Annotated in this window: 17 protein-coding genes and 5 tRNA genes; 7 read left to right on the top strand and 15 right to left on the bottom strand. The window is 74.3% G+C overall.

The features are described 5' to 3' along the window. Nucleotides 1–43 precede the first annotated feature (43 nt). Nucleotides 44–484, bottom strand: coding sequence for a hypothetical protein (locus AQJ66_RS14810; RefSeq protein ID WP_061921040.1), 441 nt, complete (start codon nt 482–484; stop codon nt 44–46). A 230-nt stretch (nt 485–714) separates the two neighbouring features. Between AQJ66_RS14810 and AQJ66_RS14815 the strand changes: the two genes are divergently transcribed. Beyond that, entirely contained in the window at nt 715–1239 is a 525-nt protein-coding gene (locus AQJ66_RS14815; RefSeq protein WP_061921042.1) for a DsbA family protein, read from the top strand. Nucleotides 1240–1506: 267 nt separating this feature from the next. Here AQJ66_RS14815 and AQJ66_RS14820 read toward each other — a convergent pair whose 3' ends face one another. From AQJ66_RS14820 to AQJ66_RS14830, 3 genes are all read right to left on the bottom strand, one after another. After that, nucleotides 1507–2331: a GNAT family N-acetyltransferase gene (locus AQJ66_RS14820; RefSeq protein ID WP_061921044.1), complete on the bottom strand. Its 825-nt coding sequence runs from the start codon at nt 2329–2331 to the stop codon at nt 1507–1509. A gap of 73 nt (nt 2332–2404) precedes the next feature. Further along, nucleotides 2405–3226 carry an aminotransferase class IV gene (locus AQJ66_RS14825; RefSeq protein WP_061921046.1) on the bottom strand — a complete coding sequence of 274 codons (822 nt, stop codon included), beginning with the start codon at nt 3224–3226 and terminating at the stop codon, nt 2405–2407. Further along, nucleotides 3223–4278 (bottom strand): chorismate-binding protein, encoded by a 1056-nt coding sequence (locus tag AQJ66_RS14830; protein WP_061921048.1) that lies wholly within the window; start codon nt 4276–4278, stop codon nt 3223–3225. The genes AQJ66_RS14825 and AQJ66_RS14830 overlap by 4 nt, the downstream gene beginning before the upstream one ends. A 176-nt stretch (nt 4279–4454) precedes the next feature. Here AQJ66_RS14830 and AQJ66_RS14835 point away from each other — a divergent pair. From AQJ66_RS14835 to AQJ66_RS14855, 5 genes are all read left to right on the top strand, one after another. Continuing rightward, nucleotides 4455–4527 (top strand) — tRNA-Gly (locus AQJ66_RS14835). A 38-nt stretch (nt 4528–4565) separates the two neighbouring features. Then, nucleotides 4566–4639: transfer RNA gene (locus tag AQJ66_RS14840), tRNA-Cys, on the top strand. 1 nt (nt 4640) lies between these two features. After that, a tRNA-Val gene (locus tag AQJ66_RS14845) sits at nt 4641–4712 on the top strand. Nucleotides 4713–4740: 28 nt separating this feature from the next. After that, nucleotides 4741–4812 (top strand) — tRNA-Val (locus AQJ66_RS14850). 33 nt (nt 4813–4845) lie between these two features. Next, nucleotides 4846–4917 (top strand) — tRNA-Val (locus tag AQJ66_RS14855). Nucleotides 4918–4991: 74 nt separating this feature from the next. Here AQJ66_RS14855 and AQJ66_RS14860 read toward each other — a convergent pair. The 3 genes from AQJ66_RS14860 to AQJ66_RS39385 form a co-directional block, all read right to left on the bottom strand. Next, a complete protein-coding gene (locus AQJ66_RS14860) occupies nt 4992–5291 on the bottom strand; it encodes a TFIIB-type zinc ribbon-containing protein (protein WP_061921050.1) in 300 nt (99 codons plus the stop codon). An 80-nt stretch (nt 5292–5371) separates the two neighbouring features. Then, nucleotides 5372–6340, bottom strand: a complete 969-nt coding sequence (locus tag AQJ66_RS14865; protein ID WP_061921693.1) for an aminoglycoside phosphotransferase family protein — start codon at nt 6338–6340, stop codon at nt 5372–5374. Nucleotides 6341–6788: 448 nt separating this feature from the next. Further along, nucleotides 6789–6965 (bottom strand): hypothetical protein, encoded by a 177-nt coding sequence (locus AQJ66_RS39385; RefSeq protein WP_167359163.1) that lies wholly within the window; start codon nt 6963–6965, stop codon nt 6789–6791. A 603-nt stretch (nt 6966–7568) separates the two neighbouring features. Here AQJ66_RS39385 and AQJ66_RS14870 point away from each other — a divergent pair. Further along, nucleotides 7569–8963, top strand: coding sequence for a serine/threonine-protein kinase (locus AQJ66_RS14870; RefSeq protein WP_079060227.1), 1395 nt, complete (start codon nt 7569–7571; stop codon nt 8961–8963). 59 nt (nt 8964–9022) lie between these two features. Here the strand turns inward: AQJ66_RS14870 and AQJ66_RS14875 are convergent, their stop codons facing one another. The 8 genes from AQJ66_RS14875 to AQJ66_RS14910 form a co-directional block, all read right to left on the bottom strand. Beyond that, nucleotides 9023–9841 carry a TrmH family RNA methyltransferase gene (locus AQJ66_RS14875; protein WP_061921052.1) on the bottom strand — a complete coding sequence of 273 codons (819 nt, stop codon included), beginning with the start codon at nt 9839–9841 and terminating at the stop codon, nt 9023–9025. A gap of 83 nt (nt 9842–9924) precedes the next feature. Continuing rightward, a complete protein-coding gene (cobA, locus tag AQJ66_RS14880) occupies nt 9925–11157 on the bottom strand; it encodes a uroporphyrinogen-III C-methyltransferase (RefSeq protein ID WP_061921054.1) in 1233 nt (410 codons plus the stop codon). A 141-nt stretch (nt 11158–11298) separates the two neighbouring features. Then, complete coding sequence (cobT, locus tag AQJ66_RS14885; protein ID WP_061921056.1) at nt 11299–15351, bottom strand: nicotinate-nucleotide--dimethylbenzimidazole phosphoribosyltransferase; 4053 nt, start codon at nt 15349–15351, stop codon at nt 11299–11301. A 347-nt stretch (nt 15352–15698) separates the two neighbouring features. Then, nucleotides 15699–16979 carry a precorrin-6y C5,15-methyltransferase (decarboxylating) subunit CbiE gene (cbiE, locus tag AQJ66_RS14890; protein WP_061921058.1) on the bottom strand — a complete coding sequence of 427 codons (1281 nt, stop codon included), beginning with the start codon at nt 16977–16979 and terminating at the stop codon, nt 15699–15701. A 124-nt stretch (nt 16980–17103) separates the two neighbouring features. Continuing rightward, a complete protein-coding gene (locus AQJ66_RS14895; protein WP_061921060.1) occupies nt 17104–17742 on the bottom strand; it encodes a GNAT family N-acetyltransferase in 639 nt (212 codons plus the stop codon). Between the two features lie 198 nt (nt 17743–17940). Then, nucleotides 17941–18771: a MetQ/NlpA family ABC transporter substrate-binding protein gene (locus tag AQJ66_RS14900; protein ID WP_061921062.1), complete on the bottom strand. Its 831-nt coding sequence runs from the start codon at nt 18769–18771 to the stop codon at nt 17941–17943. Nucleotides 18772–18899: 128 nt separating this feature from the next. After that, nucleotides 18900–19637 carry a methionine ABC transporter permease gene (locus tag AQJ66_RS14905; protein WP_061921063.1) on the bottom strand — a complete coding sequence of 246 codons (738 nt, stop codon included), beginning with the start codon at nt 19635–19637 and terminating at the stop codon, nt 18900–18902. Beyond that, entirely contained in the window at nt 19634–20677 is a 1044-nt protein-coding gene (locus tag AQJ66_RS14910; RefSeq protein WP_061921065.1) for a methionine ABC transporter ATP-binding protein, read from the bottom strand. Before AQJ66_RS14910 ends, AQJ66_RS14905 begins: the two co-directional genes overlap by 4 nt. Nucleotides 20678–20821 lie beyond the last annotated feature (144 nt).

The raw sequence follows: 20821 nt of genomic DNA on the forward strand, positions 1-20821 counted from the left end.
TACCGACCCGCTCGGCTTGCTTCCGAATGTGAACGGTTTCAGGTCATATGCCGTGCTTCTTGAGGATGTCCTCGATGTCGCTGAAGTCGTCCGCGGAACCGGTGCCGCGCGAGCCGGCGGGCCGTGCGGCGGGAGTGGTCCCGGACCCCAGGGAGGGCGCCGAAGCGCCGGGGGCGACCGCTCCGGTCCCGGCGCCGCGCGCCGCCTTCCGCTCGGCCCGGGTGCCGCCGCGCCGGCGTTCGACGGAGCGGGCGCCGGCGAACAGCAGCCAGGCCGCGCCCAGTACGCCGAAGCCGGCCCAGGCGGTGGGGCTGAAGGCGGTGTCCCCCAGCCAGCCGACGACGCCGGTCATCACCAGGCCGATCGGCACCAGCGAGTAGGCCGCGATGCGGGCGGCCGCGAGGTAACGCCTGCGGTAGGCCGTGACCACGGATATGCCCAGGCCCGCCGCGGACGCGGCGGAGCAGACGGTCTCGGCAATCATCCGGTCCTCCTGGCGGGCTCGCGGTCGGTCGGCAGGTGCCGCGGGGCACGGCGGCGTGCGCTTCGTCCCTTCCATCCTGCACCGCACGGACCTCGCGCGGCCATGCTCCGGCCCGACATCAGGGAGATCTCCGGGTCGCCTCCTCCTGCGGTGCCGGGTGCGCGCGGGGCCCTAGGGGTCCCCGGGATCCCGATTGGGCCGCCCGCGTCCGGCCTGGAAGACTGGTCGCCATGAGCGACTCCTCCCCCGCCCGCACCGAGGCCGTCGTCCTCGAGGTCTGGTGCGAACTCCAGTGTCCCGACTGCCGTACCGCCCTGGACGACGTCCGCGCCCTGCGCGCGCGCTACGGCGACCGGCTGGACGTGCGGCTGCGGCACTTCCCGCTGGAGAAGCACCGGCACGCCTTCGCCGCCGCGCAGGCCGCCGAGGAGGCCCTGGAGCAGGGCAAGGGCTGGCCGTACGTGGAGGCCGTGCTGGGCCGGGTGGCGGAGCTGGACCGTCAGGGAGAACCCTTCCTGGTCGAGGTGGCCCGTGAACTGGGCCTGGACGCCGAGGAGTTCGACACCGCGCTGATCGACGGCCGGCACATCCTGATCGTGGACGCCGACCAGGCCGAGGGCAAGGCGATCGGGGTGACCGGCACGCCGACCTACGTCATCGGCGGCGAGCGCCTCGACGGCGGCAAGAGCCAGGAGGGGCTGCGCGAGCGGATCGAGGAGATCGCGGACCGGCTGCTGGCGGGCCAGCGGGCCTGAGCCGGGCGGACATCCGCGCGCCTGCACGCCTTCTCGACCAGGCGCCACGACGCGTTCGCCCCGGCGGGCCGTGTCCTTCCGTCCCGAACGGATGTCGGCAGGGTCCGAAGAAGTCGGGCCGACCCGGAGCCGGCGGACCTGACAGTGGCCCGTAAGGGCAGGCGGCAGCGGCACACGCGTGCCCCGGGGGGCAGGGCGGGCCGGAGTGAGACGACGGCAACGGCTCGGGGCTCGTGGGCTCGGGGCCCGGCGGCGACGGATCGGCCCCTACAGCAGCGGCTTCGCGTAGGAGTAGTCCGTCGTCTCGTAGCCGAGCGACTCGTACAGGCGCTCGGCCGGGGCGTTGTCCGCGAAGACGTTGAGGCCGAGGACGGGGCGGCCGGCCTCGATGGACTGGCGCTCGGCCAGCAGCATGAGGGTGCGGCCGTGCCCCCGGCCGCGGTGGGCCGCGTCGGTCTCGACGTCGTAGACGTACGCCCTGTCCTCCTGCAGCGACACCCACAGCGTGCCCACCCGGGTGCCCTCGTGCTCCAGGACGCTGAGGAGCGTGCCGTCGGTGCGGAGGCCGGCCGGGAGCAGCGTCTCGTGGTCCCGGCGGGACTTGGCCCGGGCCGCGGCCTCGCTCACGCCCCGGTCCATGAAGTCCCGGGCATAGTGCTCGCACGCGTACACGTACCAGGCCTCGTACTCGGCCGGGGTCATCGGCCGGGCGCGGCTGCCCGGGGGCAGGGCGGGCGGGGTGTCTCCGAGCCGTTTGACCATGCCGCGGTTGCGCAGGGTGTAGCCGAGGGCGCCGGCGAGCCGCAGCGCGGCCTCCGCCCCGGCGGGGACGATGGCCTCGATCCGGGCGCAGCCCCAGCCGCGGGCCACCTCCTCCGCGGCGAGCGCGGCCACGGTGGCGCGTCCGCGCCGCCGGTCGGGTTCGGCGATCTCGAGCGCGAGGACCCGGGCGGTGCCGGCGCCCAGGGACGGCGAGGTGCCGAGACGGATCTCGCCGACGGGGCGGCTGTTCACGCACACCTGGTAGCGGCGGGAACGGGTCCCGTCGGGGTGCTCCTGGAGCGGCTCGACCGGCCGCAGGGTCGTCGTCATCACAGGTGTTCTACCCACGGCGACCCGCGGCGGCGACCCATTTTCGGGCTCTGCGGCAGCCGGTGTCCCGGGCTCAGGGGTCCAGGTCGTCGCCGGACCGCTCCTCGAAGATCCGCATCGCCTTGGCCGTCACCGGGCCGGGCGCGGCGGGCAGTTCCCGGTCGTCGACGCGGTGCACCGCCTGGATGTCCCTGAGGGTGGAGGTCAGGAAGATCTCGTCGGCGCGTCGCAGGACGTCCAGCGGCAGGTCGGTCTCCCTGGCGCCGGTCCACTCGACGGCGAGGGCGCGGGTGATGCCCGCGAGGCAGCCCGAGGAGACGGGCGGGGTGTGGATCTCGCCGTCCAGGACGACGAAGACGTTGGACCCGGTGCCCTCGCACAGCTCGCCGACGGTGTTGCCGAACAGCGCCTCGGAGGCACCCTGTCCGTGGGCGCGGGCGAGGGCGACGACGTTCTCGGCGTACGAGGTGGTCTTCAGGCCCGTGAGGGCGCCGCGTTCGTTGCGCGTCCAGGGGACGGTGATCACCGCGGTGGAGTCGGGGCGGCGCGTGACCTCGCCGAGGGCCACCACGAGGGTCGGGCCGTGGTCGCCGCGGTCCGAACCGAGGGGGCCGTGACCTCCGGTGTACGTGATGCGCAGCCGGCCGAGCGGCATCGGGTTGGCCTCCAGCACGGCCGCGCAGGCCCGGCGGACCTCGTCGTGGCCGGGGTCGGGCAGGCCGAGGCCGCGGGCCGAGCGGGTCAGCCGGTCGAGATGGCGGGTGAGCGCGAACGGCCTGCCGTCCACCGCCTTCACCGTCTCGAAGACGCCGTCGCCGACGGTCAGTCCGTGATCGAAGACCGAGACGTGCGCGGACTCCGCGTCCCGCAGTCCGCCGTCCAGCCAGATCCTCATGTCAGTGCCCCTCCGCTTGCCTCGTACGCCCCCGACGCTACCGCGAGCAGCCGGGACGCCTTCAGTTCGGTCTCCCGCCACTCCCCCTCCGGGTCGGATCCCCAGGTGATGCCGGCGCCGGTGCCGAAGCGCAGAAGGCCCTCGGCGCGGTCGATCCAGAAGGTGCGGATGCCCACGGCCAGCTCACCGGTGCCCCGGTCGGCGTCGACCCAGCCGATGCCGCCGCAGTACGGGCCGCGCGGCGCGGTCTCCAGGGCCTCGATGATCCGCAGGGCGCTGGACTTGGGGGCGCCGGTGACCGAGCCGGGCGGGAAGGCGGCGGCGAGCAGTTCCGGCCAGCCGGCGTCCGGGCGCAGCTCGCCGCGTACGGTGGAGACCAGGTGGACCAGTCCGGGGTGCTTCTCGACCGCGCACAGGTCGGGGACGCTCACGCTGCCGGTGGCGCAGACGCGCCCGATGTCGTTGCGGACTAGGTCCACGATCATCACGTTCTCGGCGTGGTCCTTCTCCAGCAGGTCCGCCTCGGTGCGGCCGGTGCCCTTGATGGGGCCCGACTCGACGACGCGGCCGTCCCGGCGCAGGAACAGCTCCGGCGATGCGGTGGCGATCTCCACGCCGTGCTCCGGCAGGCGGATCGTTCCTGCATACGGCGCCGGGTTGCCGCGGGCCAGCAGGGCGGTCAGGGCGTCCACGTCGGCGCCGGGGGCGACGGGCGCGCTGAGCACCCGGCAGAGGTTGGCCTGGTAGACCTCGCCGGCCGCGATGTGCCCGCGGATCCGCTGCACGGCCGCGGTGTACGCGGCGCGGTCCAGGGAGGAGGTCCAGTCCGCCACCGCCGGGCCCCGCCAGCCGCCGGGCACCGGGGCGGGCACGGGCTCCTCGCGCACGTCGGCGAAGCGGGCGCAGGTCAGACGGCCCTCGAAGTCGGCGCAGACGGCCCAGAAGCCCGACGATTCCAGGGCGGCGGGGTCGCCGGTGACGTCGAGGAGGCCGGTGGCGAGACGGTCGCCGAAGCGGGCGAGCGGGGGGAGCCGGGACGGGAGCTGAAGCACGTGACCGAGTCTAGGGCGGGCGTGTGAAGGGGGGCTGGGCGTGTCCGCCCGGGGCCCCGGGCACGTCCTCCGGGGGACGCAGCGCAGCACGCTGCGTAAACGCGTTTTTGTACTAGCCCGGGAATCCGCTAGAGTTCAACACGTCGCCGGGACGCGCAAGCGCACCGAAACGACAGGCGGACGTAGCTCAGTTGGTAGAGCGCAACCTTGCCAAGGTTGAGGTCGCGAGTTCGAGCCTCGTCGTCCGCTCGAAGGAAGAAGGGGTCGTCCCGATCCCCTACACTCCTGGTGGAGTGGCCGAGAGGCGAGGCAACGGCCTGCAAAGCCGTCTACACGGGTTCAAATCCCGTCTCCACCTCCAAGGACGATTAGCTCAGCGGGAGAGCGCTTCCCTGACACGGAAGAGGTCACTGGTTCAATCCCAGTATCGTCCACTGGATCTTCCACGAAGATCCTTTCCCGGCGCGATTAGCTCAGCGGGAGAGCGCTTCCCTGACACGGAAGAGGTCACTGGTTCAATCCCAGTATCGCGCACGCACAGTCGGTGACCCGTGGGTCACGGTCTGAGGACGATTAGCTCAGCGGGAGAGCGCTTCCCTGACACGGAAGAGGTCACTGGTTCAATCCCAGTATCGTCCACACAGGAAGCCCCCGGCCGTCTCGTACGGCCGGGGGCTTCGTCGTCCGCCGGGGCCCGGCCGGCGGACGGGGGCTCAGCTGGAGAACAGCATGTGGCCGAAGCTCTTGTGCCGGTGGTGGCCGCCGTGACCGCCGTAGTGACCGCCATGGTGGCCGCCGCCGTGCGGGGCGCCCCAGGCCGGGGCGGGCGGGGCCGGGTAGGCCTGCGGGGCGGGCGGCGGGGGCATCGGCTGGGTCCACTGGGACTCCAGGCGGGTCAGGGCCTCGAGCTCGCCGTAGTCGAGGAAGATGCCGCGGCAGCCGCTGCACTGCTCGATCTGGACGCCGTTGCGGTTGTAGGTGTGCATCTCCGCGTGGCACTTCGGACACTTCATGCTCGGCTCAACTCCTCGCCGGTCGGTCCTGCTTGGTGTTTCCCCAGGACAGACTCCGTCCGGCCCTGGCCGGTTGCAGCCTACGTCGGGAATCCGCGCGTCAACTGGTGCGGAATCGGAATCATTCGGGCACAGGCGTCGACGAGGGCCTGCTCCACCTCGTCCAGCGGGCGGCCGGCCGCGAGCGCCTTGGTGAGGGCACGGGCCGCCGTCTGCACGGTGAGGGCACGGGCCGGGACGTCCAGGACGGGCCAGGGATCGCCGCCGGCCGGTACGGCGGGGCCGTCCGCCTCGCGGTATGCGGTCAGGAAGCGGGTCCACTCGCCGGGTGGGAGGAGCCCGCAGGCGTACCAGGCGGCGGGCCGGGCCAGGTCCCAGGCCGGCACGCCGGAGCCCAGGTCGTCCACGTCGATCAGCCGCCAGTCGCCGTCGGCGTCGGCGTCGGCGTCGGGGTGGCGGACGAGCTGGCCGAGATGGAGGTCGCCGTGGCACAGGGCCGGCGGCCCCGGCATGGGGGCCTCGGCGCGGGCCCAGGCGGGCAGGGCGGCCCAGGCCCGGAGCACCGGGGGTCCGGCCGGGTGGGGCGTGCCGCTCAGGGCCGTGCGCAGGCGGCCGACGGCCTGGGCGGCCCGGACCGGCCCGCGCATCGGGGGGAGGGGTCCGGTCATGGCGGTCCGGTGCAACCGGGCGAGGAGCGCGCCGGCCGCCTCCCAGGGAGCGGCGCCGGGGTCGTCCGGATCCACGGGGGCGCCGTACGGCCAGAGGGTCACGAGGCGGTCGCGGACGGTGGCCGCGGTGGTGGTGAGCGGGGGCAGGAGGACGTCCGGGACGCGGGCGGCCGCGCTCAGGCGGAGGGCCAGCTCGTCGGGGTCGGTGCCGGGGGCGTGGGCCTTCGCGACGACTCCGGCATGCCGGACCACGGTGGCGTCGGGCCGGTCGGCGAGCGTCGTGCTGCCACAGGCACAGGGGGCTCCGCCGCCTTCCGGGTGGGCGGCGGCTCCGGCCTGTGCGGCGAGCGCGGGCAGAAGAACGGTGGCATCGGTGGTCACGGAGGCCTCGGAAGGGTGGACTGTGCGGCCGACGGTACTGCACCGCTCCGGCGACGCAGCCAACCGCGCGACCAGCCACCAGCCGAACACCCCACAGCACCCCCACCCCTCAGGGGCGCGAGGAACCGCGCGACCAGCCACCACGCGCCCGCGGACCGCGACGACGCATCAGCCAAGACCCCGAGACCGGCGCCGACCGCCACCCCAGCCGCACACCCCGGCAGCCCCCCGACCCCCTGAAGGGTGCGAGGAACCGCGCGACGAGGCAGCTCCACCACGGCGCACCCCGGACCACCACCACCGCCCCACAGCCCCGTACAACGGCGCAATGCCGGCGCAGCTCCCCAGCTGCGCCGGCATCTGTGCCGTCCGCCGCACCCCCGTCCCCACGGGGTTTCCTGGATGGGATGTCCCCGCCCGGACCGCTCTTCCGGGCCTGGGGCGCCGCTCAGCGCCCCAGCATCGCACCCACGGACGACGCCTGTGCGGCCACTGTCTCCCAGCCGTCGAAGACGAGGAGCAGCAGCGCCGCCAGGGGAAGGGCCATCAGGGTCGCCACCAGGGGGTGGCGGCGGCCCGTCCGGCGGGTGGCGAACGCGGTGCGTCGCGGTGCCGTGTGGGCCATGGTCCCTCTCCTGACCGTCTCTGTTGTCGTCGGCAGCGGCGGGCGCTTGACCTCGGGGGACGAGTGCTGCGCCCGCCGCTTGACCTCAAATCTAGGATCGCGGGGCCCGGCGGACGTCATGCCGTCGTACCGAATCGCGGGCCTCCCGGAGGATGAGCCCCGGCCCGCGGAGTACTCCCCTGGTTGGAGACGCCGTCATGACTCTCGGGGTCTTCCCGGAGGGGGCGCCCGCCGTGTCCCGCCATGTCCGGACCTGGACCCCGGGAGGACCGCGTGACTTCGGTCACTTCGGCGGGGTGCGGAGGGCGGGCGGCGCCGACCGGACGGCACGTCCCGGGCCCGGTCCCCGCGGCCGGCCGCCCGGCTCCCCGGGTCAGCGCGGCGCGGCGGCCCTGGTCATTCCCCCTGTGATCAACGTCCTTACACCGTGCCCCCGTTGATGGACCACTCGACCCAAGAGCAGTGCCCGCACTGGCATCCTGACCGCGTTTCACCTCCCGCACCCCACGCGCACAATCCGTCCGCCCGAGAGGGCGCGGCCTCTGCGCGCGGGCGGCCGTGGAAACGTAAGCTGTGCCACGTCACAGGGACCGGGCAGCGGGGATGAACATGGCGATGATGCGCCTGAGGCGCGAGGACCCGCGTGTCGTCGGCTCGTTCAGGCTTCACCGACGGCTCGGGGCGGGCGGGATGGGTGTGGTCTACCTCGGCTCCGACAAGAAGGGGCAGCGGGTCGCGCTGAAGGTGATCCGGCCGGATCTGGCGGAGGACCAGGAGTTCCGGTCGCGGTTCGCCCGCGAGGTCTCGGCGGCCCGGCGCATCCGGGGCGGGTGCACCGCCCGGCTGGTCGCGGCGGACCTGGAGGCCGAGCGGCCCTGGTTCGCGACCCAGTACGTGCCCGGGCCCTCGCTGCACGACAAGGTCGCCGACGACGGCCCGCTCGTCGCGGCCGAGGCGGCGGCGATCGGCGCGGCCCTGTCCGAGGGGCTGGTCGCCGTGCACGAGGCCGGCGTGGTCCACCGGGACCTGAAGCCGTCCAACATCCTGCTGTCCCCGAAGGGGCCGCGGATCATCGACTTCGGCATCGCCTGGGCCACCGGAGCCTCCACCCTCACCCATGTCGGCACGGCGGTCGGCTCCCCCGGCTTCCTCGCGCCCGAGCAGGTGCGCGGCGCCGCCGTCACCCCGGCGACGGACGTGTTCTCGCTGGGCGCCACGCTGGCCTACGCCTCGACCGGTGACTCCCCCTTCGGACAGGGCAGTTCGGAGGTGATGCTGTACCGCGTGGTGCACGAGGAGCCGCAGCTGCACGGCGTCCCCGACGCGCTCGCCCCGCTCGTCCGGGCCTGCCTCGCCAAGGACCCCGAGGACCGGCCCAGCACGCTCCAACTGTCGCTGCGGCTCAAGGAGATCGCGGCCCGCGAGGCCCAGGGCCTGACCGACGTACGCCCGCCCGCGCCGCGTGCCGCGGAGGCGGACCGGCCCACCGGACGGCTGGTCGACACCTACCCCGAGCCCCAGCGCGGCCGGCGGCGCTCCGCTCCCGGCACCCCGGTGCCGCGCGGCACCACGCCCACCCGGGGCACCACCCCGGCCCGGGGCGCGGGTGCCGTACGCGGTGGGGGCGCCTCGGCGCGCTCCGGCACGGCCCGTCCGACCCCGGTCCCGCGCGTGGCCCGCCCGCGCTCGGGCGGCGGGAGCCGGCCCGGCCCGCACAGCGGCACGAGGCGTCCGGCACCGCGTGGGACGGGTTCCGGGCTGCGCCCGGCCAACCCCCGGCTGCTGCGCCAGCGGCTGTTCGTGTTCGTGGTGGTGACGCTGCTGGTGGCGCTCGGCATCGCGCTGGCGCAGGGCTGCCAGGGCCCGGCGCGCGGACTCGGCGGCGACCTGCGGCCGGAGCGGGTGCAGCCGGCCTCCCCGCGGCCGGCCCTCACCGGCGCGCTGCTGTCACAGCGGTACGAGTCGACCATGGAGGCCGACGGCGACGCGGGGAAGTGACCCCCGGCCCCGCCCCGCCCCTGGCCCCCGGCCCCGGCAGGCTCCGGGGCCGCCCGGTCTCAGGACCGTGGCCGGCCCGAGGCCACCGCGTAGAACGCCACCGCGGCCGCCGCGCCGACGTTCAGCGAGTCGACCCCGTGGGACATCGGGATGCGCACCCACTCGTCGGCGGCGACCAGGGCCTGGGTGGACAGGCCGTCCCCTTCGGCGCCGAGCATCAGGGCCACCCGGTCCATCGTGTGCGGGGCGGCCTCGTCCAGGGCCCTGGCCTTCTCGTCCGGCGTCAGCGCGAGCAGCGTGAAGCCGGCCTCCCGGACCGAGTCCAGCCCCTTGGGCCAGTTCTCCAGGCGGGCGTACGGCACGGCGAACACGGCGCCCATGGAGACCTTGACGCTCCGCCGGTACAGCGGGTCGGCGCAGTCGGGCGACAGCAGCACCGCGTCCATGCCGAGCGCGGCGGCCGAGCGGAAGATCGCGCCGATGTTGGTGTGGTCGTTGACCGACTCCATGACCACCACCCGGCGGGCGGTCCGCATCAGCTCGCCGGCCGTCGGCAGCGGCTTGCGCTGCATGGAGGCGAGGGCACCGCGGTGCACGTGGTAGCCGGTGACCCGCTCGGCGAGTTCCGGGGTCACGGCGTACACCGGGGCCGGGAGCTCGTCGATGACGTCGCGCATGACGTCGATCCACTTGGCCGAGAGCAGCATGGAGCGCATCTCGTACCCGGCTTCCCTGGCCCTTCTGATGACCTTCTCGCCCTCGGCGATGAACAGGCCCTCGGCCGGCTCGCGCTTGCGGCGCAGTTCGACGTCGGTCAGTCCCGTGTAGTCGCGCAGGCGCGGGTCGTCGGGATCCTCAACGGTGATGAGATCGGCCACAGGGTGATACTGCCTTGTCCGGGATGTGCTGCCAACGGCGGGAACGGGCTGGAACGAGTCGGGTTACCGAAGGTTACGCGAGATCAGGCCACCGACTCCGGTCCGGCCTTCACGACCGCGCCGATGACGACGACCGCCGGCGGGCGCACGTCCTCGGCGCGGACCGTCTCGGCGACCGTGGCGAGGGTCGCGTCCACCCGGCGCTGCGCGGCCGTCGTGCCCTCCTGCACGAGGGCGACGGGGGTGTCGGGGGACCTGCCGTGCGCGACGAGCGTCTCGGCGATCTTCCCGATCTTGTCGATGCCCATGAGGACCACCAGGGTGCCGGTCAGCTTCGCCAGCGACGGCCAGTCCACCAGGGAGCGCTCGTCGTCGGGGGCGACATGGCCGCTGACCACGGTGAACTCGTGGGCCACGCCCCGGTGGGTGACCGGGATGCCGGCCGCGGCGGGCACGGAGATGGAACTGGAGATGCCGGGGACGACCGTGCACGGGATGCCCGCCTCGGCGAGCGCCTGGACCTCCTCCATGCCCCGGCCGAAGACGAACGGGTCCCCGCCCTTGAGCCGGACGACCGACTTGCCCTGCTTGGCGTGCTCGATCAGCGCGTTGTTGATGGCCTCCTGGGCCATGTAGCGGCCGTAGGGGATCTTCGCCGCGTCGATGACCTCGACGTGCGGCGGGAGTTCGGCGAGCAGGTCGCGGGGGCCGAGGCGGTCGGCTATGACGACGTCGGCCTCGGCGAGCAGGCGGCGGCCGCGGACGGTGATCAGGTCCGGGTCGCCGGGGCCGCCGCCGACCAGGGCGACGCCGGGCGTGCGGGTGCGGTGGTGCGGGGCGACCAGGGTGCCGTCGCGCAGGCCCGCGACGACCGCGTCGCGGATGGCGGCGGTGTGGCGGGGGTCGCGGCCGCGCGCCTCGGCGGTCAGGACGGCCACCGTCACGCCCTCGCTGGTGCCGGTCGCCGGGGTCCAGGCCGTCGCCGCGTCGGCGTCGTCGGAGCGGACGCACCACACGCGGTGGCGCTCGGCCTCGGCGGAGGCGGCCGCGTTGGCCTCGGGGTCGCTGGTGGCGATGAGGGCGTACCAGGCGCCGGCGAGGTCGCCGTCGGCGTACGGCCGGCGCTGCCAGGTGAGCTCGCCCGCGTCCGCCATCGCCTCCACCGAGGGGGTCGCCTCGGGCGACACCAGGACGATGTCCGCGCCGGCCGCGAGGAGCGCCGGGAGGCGGCGCTGGGCGACCTGGCCGCCGCCGAGGACGACCACGCGGCGGCCGGAGAGGCGGAGGCCTACGGGGTAGGCGGGGTGTTCGGCCATGAGGGGCGGCTCCTCGTGCAGCTCTGCGGTGGGGGCGCGCTGCAGCTCCGGAGCGGCCCTGACGTGCGGATTTTAGCTGTGGGCAGGGCTGGGTGGCAGGGGTGGTCCGGTGGCTGGGCACCGGACCACCCCGCCGGGACGCTACTTCTCGGTGACGCCCGCCGAGTCGAACGTCGCCACCTCGTGCATCGCCCGCGCGGTGCTCTGCACCAGCGGCAGGGCGAGCAGGGCGCCCGTGCCCTCGCCGAGCCGCAGGTCGAGGTCGACCAGCGGGCGCAGGCCGAGCTTGTTGAGCGCGGCGACGTGGCCGGGCTCGGCGCTGCGGTGCCCGGCGATGCAGGCCGCGAGGACCTCGGGGGCGATCGCGCGGGCGACGAGCGCCGCGGCGCCGGCGCTGACGCCGTCCAGGATCACGGGCGTGCGCAGCGAGGCGCCGCCGAGGAGCAGACCGACCATGGCCGCGTGCTCGAAGCCGCCGAGGGCCGCGAGGACCCCGATGGGGTCGGCCGGGTCCGGCTGGTGGAGTTCCAGCGCGCGGCGGACCACCTCGGTCTTGCGGGCCAGCGTCTCGTCGTTGATGCCGGTGCCCCGGCCGGTGACCTCGGCGGGGTCGGCGCCGGTGAAGACCGAGATCAGCGCGGCGGACGCGGTGGTGTTGGCGATGCCCATCTCGCCCGTGAGCAGCGCCTTGTTGCCGGCCGCCACCAGGTCGCGGGCGGTCTCGATGCCCACCTCGATGGCCGCCTTGGCCTCCTCGCGGGTCATCGCGGGGCCGGCGGTCATGTCGGACGTGCCGCCGCGGATCTTGCGGGGCAGCAGACCGGGCGTGGCCGGCAGGTCGGCGGCGACGCCGACGTCCACCACGCACACCTCGGCGCCGACCTGGCTCGCGAAGGCGTTGCACACCGCTCCCCCGCCGAGGAAGTTGGCCACCATCTGGGCGGTGACCTCCTGCGGCCAGGGGGTGACGCCCTGGGCGTGCACGCCGTGGTCGCCGGCGAAGATGGCGACGGCGGCGGGCTCCGGGATCGGCGGCGGGCACTGCCGGGACAGGCCGGACAGCTGCGCGGAGATGATCTCCAGCATGCCGAGCGCGCCGGCGGGCTTGGTCATGCGCTTCTGCCGCTCCCAGGCCTCGCCGAGTGCCTTGGCGTCCAGCGGGCGGATCTGTGCGACGGTCTCGGCAAGCAGGTCGTGGGGTTCCTCTCCGGGCAGGGCGCGGCGGCCGTACGTCTCCTCGTGCACCACCCAGGACAGCGGGCGCCGCTTGGACCAGCCGGCCTGCATCAGCTCGGGCTCGTCCGGGAACTCGTCGACGTACCCGACGCACAGGTAGGCGATGACCTCCAGGTGCTCGGGCAGGCCGAGGGCGCGGACCATCTCACGCTCGTCGAAGAAGCTGACCCAGCCGACGCCGAGTCCCTCGGCGCGGGCGGCGAGCCAGAGGTTCTCCACGGCGAGCGCGGCGGAGTACGGCGCCATCTGCGGCTGGGTGTGCCGGCCGAGGGTGTGGCGGCCGCCGCGGGTGGGGTCGGCGGTGACGACGATGTTCACCGGGGTGTCGAGGATGGCCTCGATCTTCAGTTCCTTGAACTGCTTGGCCCGGCCCTTGGGCAGCGACTTGGCGTACGCCTCGCGCTGCCGCATCGCCAGTTCGTGCATCGCGCGCCGGGTGTCGGCGGAGCGGATGACGACGAAGTCCCAGGGCTGCGAGTGGCCGACGGACGGCGCGGTGTGGGCCGCCTCCAGGACACGGAGCAGCACCTCGTGGGGGATGGGGTCGGCGCGGAAGCCGTTGCGGATGTCCCGGCGCTCGCGCATCACCTTCAGCACGGCCTCGCGCTCGGCGTCGTCGTACGGCGGCGCGGCCGGTCCGGCGGACTGTCGTACCTCTTCCACGGCGGCCGTGCTCTCCTCCTGGTCGGCGGCCCTGGTCTCCAGGTCCTCCGCCTGCTGTACGACGTCGGGCGCGTCCTGGGTGTCCACCAGGGCGGCGGGCTCGGCCTCGCCCCGCGGGGCGGGCACCGTGACCGCCGGCTCCTGCGCGGGCATCACGAGCGGGTGCGCCGGGGTCGGGGCCAGGTGCGGCGTGGTCGGCACCTGCCCGTCGACGGGCACGAACTGCCCGAGCGGCTGCTCGGGGACGACGGGACCCGGCTGCTCGGGGACGGCCTGGACGGCCGGATCGGCGGGAGCGGGCGGCTCCGGCACGGGCTGCTCGGCGGCCGGCGCGGGTGTCCCGGCGTCCGCGGCGGGCGCGGCGGGGAAGGGCTCCGGGACCGGCGCGGCGGCGGGTACGGCCTGGCCGGGAGTGTCCGGTGCCTGGGGCTGCGCGTGCTGCTCCGGGTCGGAGGCCACGCCCTGCGGCGCGGGGACTCCGGCGATCTGCGGGCCCTGGGCCTGCGGGACGGCCGGCTCGGGCGCGGCGATGGCATCGTCCGGGATGTTCCCCGGGGCGTCGACGGCGACCGGAGTCACGTCGGCCGGGGTCATGTGCTCCGCGGCGTCCGGAACGGGGGCGTCGCCCTCTGCCGCCGGGGCTGCGGCCTGCGGGGCCTCCGGAGCGGGGGCCGGGGGGCCGCCCAGGGCCGGGTCCACGGCGCCCGGGGCCTCCGGGACGTCCAGGGCAGAAGCCGCTGGACCGGCCTCGACCGGGGCAGGGGCGTCCGGGACACCCGGGGCGGGCGCCGGGACGGCCTCCATCGGCGCGACCTCGGCAGGCGGTGCGTCGGCATGCGGGGCATCGGTGGCGTCGTTGGCAGCGGCGGCGTCCGAGGCGGGGGCCGGGGAATCGGCCTCGGCCGGGACGACGCCGTCCGCCGCCGCGACGGACGCGGCGGCCAGGGAAGCGCCCTCGACCGGAGCAACGGCGTCCGTAGCCTCCGGAGCGGCGGCCACGGCCAGGGACCCACCCTCGGCCAGGACGGCGTCCTCGACCGGAACCACGGCGTCCGTAGCCTCCGGGGCGGGGACAGGAGCGCCGTCCACGGCCACGGCGTCCGCGCCGGGCGCCTGCTCCAGCATCTCAGCGACGGGAACGCCCGCTCGGGTGTCGTCGGCGGACGTGGGGGCGACGGGCTGGGGGGCCTGCGCGAAGTCGGCGAAGTCAGGGGTCTGCGCCGGGACCGGAGCGGGACCGGCGGCGGGGGTGCCCTGCGGGGCGGCGTCCGCGGGCAGGTCGGCGGTGTCCGGGAGGGAGGCGGCCGTCGCGGGCGCCCCGACCTCGGCCGCCTCGGCTTCGGCTGCCTCGGGCTCGGCTGCCACGGCACCGGCGGCCTCCGCCGGCCCCTGGCCCTCGCCCGCGCCGGACTGCGCGCCGACCGGTTCGGCAGCGGTGCCGGACACCTCGGCCTCCGCGTCCTGAGCCGCCACGGCCCCGGCCGCGGTGTCGTCACCCGTGGGGGCCTGGACCTGGGCGGGCTCGGAGAAGCCGCCGTCAGCGGCCCCCTGGGCCTCGGCGACCTGCTCCGCCGGGGTGCCGTACACCCCGTCGTGCCCGTGCGCCGGCTGGACCCCGTCATGACCGTGCACGACACCCGCCTGGGCGGTCAGCCGGGCCACCGCCGCCTGGGCGGCGCCGGGCGCGCCGGCGGGCGGACCAACCGTTTCCGCAGCCGGGACCTCCGGAGCGGCCTGGGCCACGGCCGCGGGAGCGGCGCCCCAGGGAGCCGCGCTCTGCGGGGCCGCCTCGCGCAGCGCCTGGACGTCGAGGTACTCCGGCGCGGCGGCGGGAGCCGCCGGCTGCCGTACCGGCGCTCCGGCGGGACCGCGGTCGGCGAGGGAGCGGACCGGGCTGGCGGAGGTGTCCGGGATCGGCGGGCCGAGGTGCAGCGGCCGGCGCGGGGGCTGCGGGGCGCCCGCCTGGTCGTGGGGCGCCGAGAGGACGGTCGGCGACGCCGCGGACGCCGGCGCCGGGTTCGGCAGCCGTACGCCGCTGAGGTCGACCGAACCGCTGTCCCGGCCGGCCGTCTCGTGCGGGCCGGGCTCGTGGACGGCCTCGACGACCGGTTCGGGAGCCGGGGGCGGCACTTCGTTGCCCCACGCGCCCTGGGCACCCGGCAGCAGCAGGTCTTCGTCCTCGGCGGGTGCCTCGGAGAGGTAGGTGTACGCGCCGTGCGCGGGAACGCCCGGCTGCTCCACCATGCCTGCGCTCTCCGGCAGCCCCTCGCCCGGGACCTGGCCGGTGTCCGTCATGCGTACCCCTCGCCCATCGGTTAGTGCTTCTCTACGACCAGCTCACCCGGAACGGCGCACCGACCGCCCCGTAGTGAAGAACGAGCGTGCGTGCCCAGCGGCACGAACGACGCGCCCACAAAAGACGACAAAGCCATTCGGTGGCATTGTCCCGGGCGTTCCGCCGTCGCGACAGCGTGATCCGCGACAGCCCGCTGTGGACTGCGCCACGTTGCGCGTCCTCGGGTTCCGCCGTACCACACCCATCCCAAAACGGGCGCGTTTTCCGGACATTGGCGAACGAAGTTCCGGGCCACCGGTGCGGTACAACGATCGGCCAGCCTACCGCGCGCGGTACGACAAGCGGATCACGGGGCGCGGTCCGGCATCACCCCGCTGAGCAGGAACGCCACGTTCCGCTCGGTCTCCGTCCAGGCCCCGGTGTCGAGTTGGACGGACTGCAGCAGGGCGCACTCGACCCGGTATCCGTGTTCGGTCAGGTCGCGGCCGATGAGTTCGGCCTCGTCGCGGGTCGCGGCGTGGGTGACGACGCGCCGCGGACGGCGGTCGGCGACCGCGGAGACCACGGCCGCTCCCCCGCCGCCGACCCGCACGACGTCCGGTTCGGGGAGGTTCTCGAGGATGTGCGGGGCGGTGCCCTGCACCACCTGGAGGTGTACGCCGAAGCGGCGCGCGGCCGATTCGGTGCGGGCGCAGGCGTCGGGCAGCCGGTCGACGGCGATGACGGCGGCCCCGGCGCGCGCGGCCTCGGTGGCGAACGCGCCGCTGCCGCAGCCGATGTCCCAGACGAGGTCGCCGACCCGGGGCCCGAGATGGGCCAGTTGGGCGGCCCGCAGCAACTGGGTCTCCCCTTCGCCGAGCCCGCCGTGCCCGCCCGGTGTGCCGTGTGCACCCGGGGCGCCCGGCGCACCGGGCCGGCCGTGCTCGGCGTGCGCGCCGTACGCGGCGTCCGGCTGCACCCAGCCGCGCGGGCCGGCGCCCGGGTCGCGCCCGGCGATCCAGCCGCCGCCCTCCCCCGCACCGGCCGGACCGCCGATCACGATGACGACGTTCGGGTCGCGCCAGGTGTGGTCGGCGGCCTTGTCGGAGGTGACGACGCTCACCTGCTCGCGTTCGGTGCCCAGTTCCTCGCAGATGACGAAGGTGCGGTGGACTCCTTCGAGCAGCAGCCCGAGTTCGGCGGGGCCGGCGCCCGGCGAGGTGAGGACGGCCACCTTGGTGTGGGCGCGGCAGACGTTCACGGCCCGGCGCAGGGTGCGCGGGTGGGCGACGACCACCTGGGCGTCGTCCCAGGGCATGGCGGCCCGGGCGAAGGCGGCGGCCACCGGGGAGACGGCGGGGACGACCTCGACCTCGAGGCCGAACTCCGGGTCGCGCAGGGTCCGTACGACACCGAAGAAGCCGGGGTCGCCGTCGGCCAGGACGACCGCGGTGCCCCGGTGGGCGGCGATGCGGCGGGCGGCCAGGGCGACGCTGCCGAGGCGGACGCGTTCGGCGGCGGGCGGGATCTCGGGGAGCGCCAGGTGGTGGGCGGCGCCCGCCACCAGCGTGGCGGCGCCGAGGGCGGCGCGTGCCGCGTCGGTCGGCGGCGAGCCGTCCCAGCCGATCACCGTGACCCGGTCGGCCATCGTTCGTCTCTCTCCAGGTCGTCGCGGGTCGTCAGGGGTACGGGCCTGTGGGCAGGCTCCGTGAGAGTACCCGGTGAAGCTGTCGGCCGCGCGCGGGGGCGCGGCCCGCGGGGTCCGGCGGGCGTCAGTTCCAGTCGGAGTAGGAGGTGAACTCGCCGGTCTCGGCGAGCTCTCCGTCGGCCCCCTCCAGGTCCTCCGGGAGCAGGCTCCACACGATGAAGTCGGTGCGCATGTCGGTCCAGGTGCCGTCCTCGGCGCGGACGTGGGCTATGCAGGCGTTGCGCAGGACGCCCTCGCTGATGCCGCCGATCTTCTGCGCGACCTGCTGGGAGGCGGTGTTGTCGGCGGCGGTGCGGATCTCGATGCGCTCGAACTTCTGGTCGCCGAACAGCCACTGGGCGGTGGCGAGCGCGGCCTCGGAGGCGTACCCCTCGCCGCGGGCCCAGGGGGCGATGATGTACGACAGCTCGGTGGAGCGGATGTGCCAGTCGGTCTTGGTCAGCTGGACGACGCCGACCAGGCGCTGGGTGAGGAACTCGGTGACGGCGAGGTCCAGGCCGCGGCCGGCGGTGCGTTCGGCGGGCGTGTACGCGGTGATCCAGTGCCGGGCGCTCTCCTCGGTGAACGGCTGGGGGACGTCGGTCCAGGCGGCGATCTGCTCGTCGTTCATCATCTCGGCCAGTGCGGGCACGTCGTCCTCGTCGAGGGGACGCAGCACCAACCGCTCCGTGCTGATGGAGACGTTGGGGAAGGTGCTAGTCATGCGCCGCTCCGTAACCTTCTGCAGAAGTTCCTCTAAGACACCGTCAGGACCGCCGGGCCCCGCTGAACTGCCCAGCATGCAGCATGAAACCACCGAACAGCACAACGGGGCCCACTCCTCGTGAGGGAGTGGACCCCGTGCGTGGCGATACGCCGTTTACGTGCCGCGGGCCGGGCGGCACGGCCGGCGGGAGGGTGCTCAGAAGGAGGGGACGACCGAGCCCTGGTACTTGTCCTCGATGAACTTCTTCACCTGGGGCGAGGTCAGCAGCTTGGCGAGCTTCTCGACCCGCGGGTCCTTCTCGTTGCCCTTCTTCACGGCGAGGAAGTTGCCGTACGGGTTGTTCTTCGCGGACTCCAGGAGGAGGGCGTCCTTGGCGGGCTTCAGGCCCGCGGGGATGGCGTAGTTGCCGTTGACCACCGCGGCGTCGACGTCGTCCAGGGAGCGCGGGGTCTGGGCCGCCTCGACCTCCTTGAACCTGAGGTTCCTGGGGTTCTTGACGATGTCCTGCGGGGTGGCCTCGACGCCGGCGCCGGACTTGAGGGTGATGAGCCCGTTGTCGGCGAGCAGCTTCAGGGCACGGGCCTCGTTGGAGGCGTCGTTGGGGACCGCGACGGTCGCACCGCTCTTCAGCGCGTCGGCGCTCTTGACCTTGTGGGAGTAGAGGCCGAGCGGCTCCAGGTGCACCGTGACGACGGGCACGATGTGGGTGCCGCGCTTCTTGTTGAAGTCGTCGAGGTACGGCTTGGTCTGGAAGTAGTTGGCGTCCACCGAGCCGTCCTCGGTCGCCGTGTTGGGCGTGATGTAGTCGGTGAACTCCTTGACCTGGAGGTCGAGGCCCGCCTTCTTCGCCAGGTTGTCCTTGACGAAGTTCAGGATCTCGGCGTGTGGGGTCGGGCTCGCGGCGACGACCAGCGGTCCGCTGCGGTCGGCGGAGCCGGAGTCCTTGCCGGAACCGCAGGCGGTCAGCCCGAAGGTGAGGGCTCCGGCGGCGAGGACGGCGGTGGTGAGCTTGGCGGTGTTACGCACGAAAAGTGCCTTTCCTTAAGGGTGGTGCTGGTGGTGCGGCCCCGGATCAGGGGCTGTCGGCGCGAAGCGCCGTCGTTGAGGGGTGGTGGTCGGGTGACGGGTGGGCGGACGGGGAGACTGTGGGGGGGTCAGGCGACCTTTCCGGTGCCGGCCCCGGCCGGTTCGCCGGCCTTCAGCAGGCGCAGCCTGGGCGCCGGTCCGGAGCGGCCGCCGCGGGCGTGCAGGGAGCGGGCGGCGAGGTCGCCGGCGAACTGGATGAGGGAGATGGCGACGGCGAGGATCAGCACGGTGATCCACATCAGCTGGGTCTCGAAGCGCTGGTAGCCGTAGCGGACGGCGAGGTCGCCGAGGCCGCCGCCGCCGACCGTGCCGGCCATGGCGGAGTAGCCGATGAGGGCGATGACCGTGGTGGTCGTGCTGGCGATCAGCGACGGCAGCGCCTCGGGGACGAGGACCTTGCGGACAATGGTCCAGGTGTTGCCGCCCATGGCCTGGACGGCTTCGACGAGCCCGCCGTCCACTTCGCGGACGGCCGTCTCGACGAGGCGGGCGAAGAAGGGGATGCCGCCGATGGCGAGCGGCACGATGGCCGCGGTCGTGCCGATGGTGGTACCGGTGACCCAGCGGGTGAAGCTCATCAGGGCGACCATCAGGATGATGAACGGCATCGAGCGGCCGACGTTCACGATCTGGCCGGTCACCTTGTTGGCGACGAGGTTCTGCAGCAGCCCGCCGCGGTCGGTGAGGACGAGCAGGATGCCGAGCGGGAGCCCGGCGGCGACGGCGATCAGGGTGGACCAGAGCACCATCGAGAACGTCTCGGAACACGCCTGCGACAGCAGGGGCTGCATCTCCGACCAGGTCACTTCGCACCCTCCTCGACCAGCACCGGCTCCTGGTGCCGGGCCCCGACGACGTCGATCCGCAGCCCCTGTTCGCGCAGGAAGCCGACCGGCACCACGTTGTCCTCGTAGCGGCCGGGCAGTTCGATGCGCATGCGGCCGATCTGGAGGCCGCCGACGGTGTCGATGGCGGCGCCGAGGATCGAGATGTCGATGTTGTAGGTGCGCGAGAGCTGGGAGATGACCGGCTGGGTGGCGGCCTCGCCGTGGAAGGTGACGTCGAGGACGGTCCGGTCGGCGCCGGTGGCCTCGCCGCCCACCGGGAAGAGCGCGGTGGCCAGCGCGGAGCCCGGGGTGGCCAGCAGCTCGCTGACCGTGCCGTGCTCGACGATCCTGCCCCTCTCCATCAGGGCGGCGGAGTCGCAGACCGACTTCACGACGTCCATCTCGTGGGTGATGAGCAGCACGGTCAGGCCGAGCTGCCGGTTCAGGTCGCGCAGCAGCTGGAGGATGGAGCGGGTGGTCTCCGGGTCGAGGGCGCTGGTGGCCTCGTCGGAGAGCAGGACCTTGGGGTCGCCGGCCAGGGCGCGGGCGATGCCGACGCGCTGCTTCTGGCCGCCGGACAGCTGGGCGGGGTAGGCCCTGGCCTTGTCGGCGAGGCCGACCAGGTCGAGCAGTTCGAGCGCCTTGCGGGAACGCTCCCTCCCCGACGTGCCGAGGATCTCCAGCGGCAGTTCGACGTTGTCCTGCACGGTCCGCGAGGACAGCAGGTTGAAGTGCTGGAAGACCATGCCGATGCGGCTGCGGGCGCGGCGCAGTTCCCGGCCCGCGCGCGGGCCGCGTCCGGCGAGCGCGGTGAGGTCCTGGCCGGCGACGGTCACGGTGCCGGCGGTGGGGCGCTCCAGCAGGTTGACGCAGCGGATGAGGGAGGACTTCCCGGCGCCGGACTGGCCGATGACGCCGTAGACCTCGCCTTCGCGGACGTGGAGATCGACGCCGTCCAAGGCGGTGACCTCACGGCCGCGGGAGCGGTAGACCTTGGTCAGGCCCGTGGTGGTGATCACGTGGGTTTTCCGTCACTGTCGAGTGCGCGGGCGTGGGTGTGCCCGGGCACGGGTGCATGCGTGGCATTCGGTCAGGGACGCGGCACGGTTCTCGCAGGGGCGAGGGAACCGGGGAGAACGTCGTGTGCGCCGGCGGGCGTCGGT

The organism is Streptomyces bungoensis (genome assembly GCF_001514215.1).
Classification (GTDB): domain Bacteria; phylum Actinomycetota; class Actinomycetes; order Streptomycetales; family Streptomycetaceae; genus Streptomyces; species Streptomyces bungoensis.

Bases quoted from the DNA above. Each gene is read 5' to 3' on its own strand.
- AQJ66_RS14810 (WP_061921040.1), bottom strand. From the start codon at position 484: ATGATTGCCGAGACCGTCTGCTCCGCCGCGTCCGCGGCGGGCCTGGGC.
- AQJ66_RS14815 (WP_061921042.1), top strand. From the start codon at position 715: ATGAGCGACTCCTCCCCCGCCCGCACCGAGGCCGTCGTCCTCGAGGTC.
- AQJ66_RS14820 (WP_061921044.1), bottom strand. From the start codon at position 2,331: ATGACGACGACCCTGCGGCCGGTCGAGCCGCTCCAGGAGCACCCCGAC.
- AQJ66_RS14825 (WP_061921046.1), bottom strand. From the start codon at position 3,226: ATGAGGATCTGGCTGGACGGCGGACTGCGGGACGCGGAGTCCGCGCAC.
- AQJ66_RS14860 (WP_061921050.1), bottom strand. From the start codon at position 5,291: ATGAAGTGTCCGAAGTGCCACGCGGAGATGCACACCTACAACCGCAAC.
- AQJ66_RS39385 (WP_167359163.1), bottom strand. From the start codon at position 6,965: ATGGCCCACACGGCACCGCGACGCACCGCGTTCGCCACCCGCCGGACG.
- AQJ66_RS14870 (WP_079060227.1), top strand. From the start codon at position 7,569: ATGAACATGGCGATGATGCGCCTGAGGCGCGAGGACCCGCGTGTCGTC.
- cobA (WP_061921054.1), bottom strand. From the start codon at position 11,157: ATGGCCGAACACCCCGCCTACCCCGTAGGCCTCCGCCTCTCCGGCCGC.
- cobT (WP_061921056.1), bottom strand. From the start codon at position 15,351: ATGACGGACACCGGCCAGGTCCCGGGCGAGGGGCTGCCGGAGAGCGCA.
- cbiE (WP_061921058.1), bottom strand. From the start codon at position 16,979: ATGGCCGACCGGGTCACGGTGATCGGCTGGGACGGCTCGCCGCCGACC.
- AQJ66_RS14895 (WP_061921060.1), bottom strand. From the start codon at position 17,742: ATGACTAGCACCTTCCCCAACGTCTCCATCAGCACGGAGCGGTTGGTG.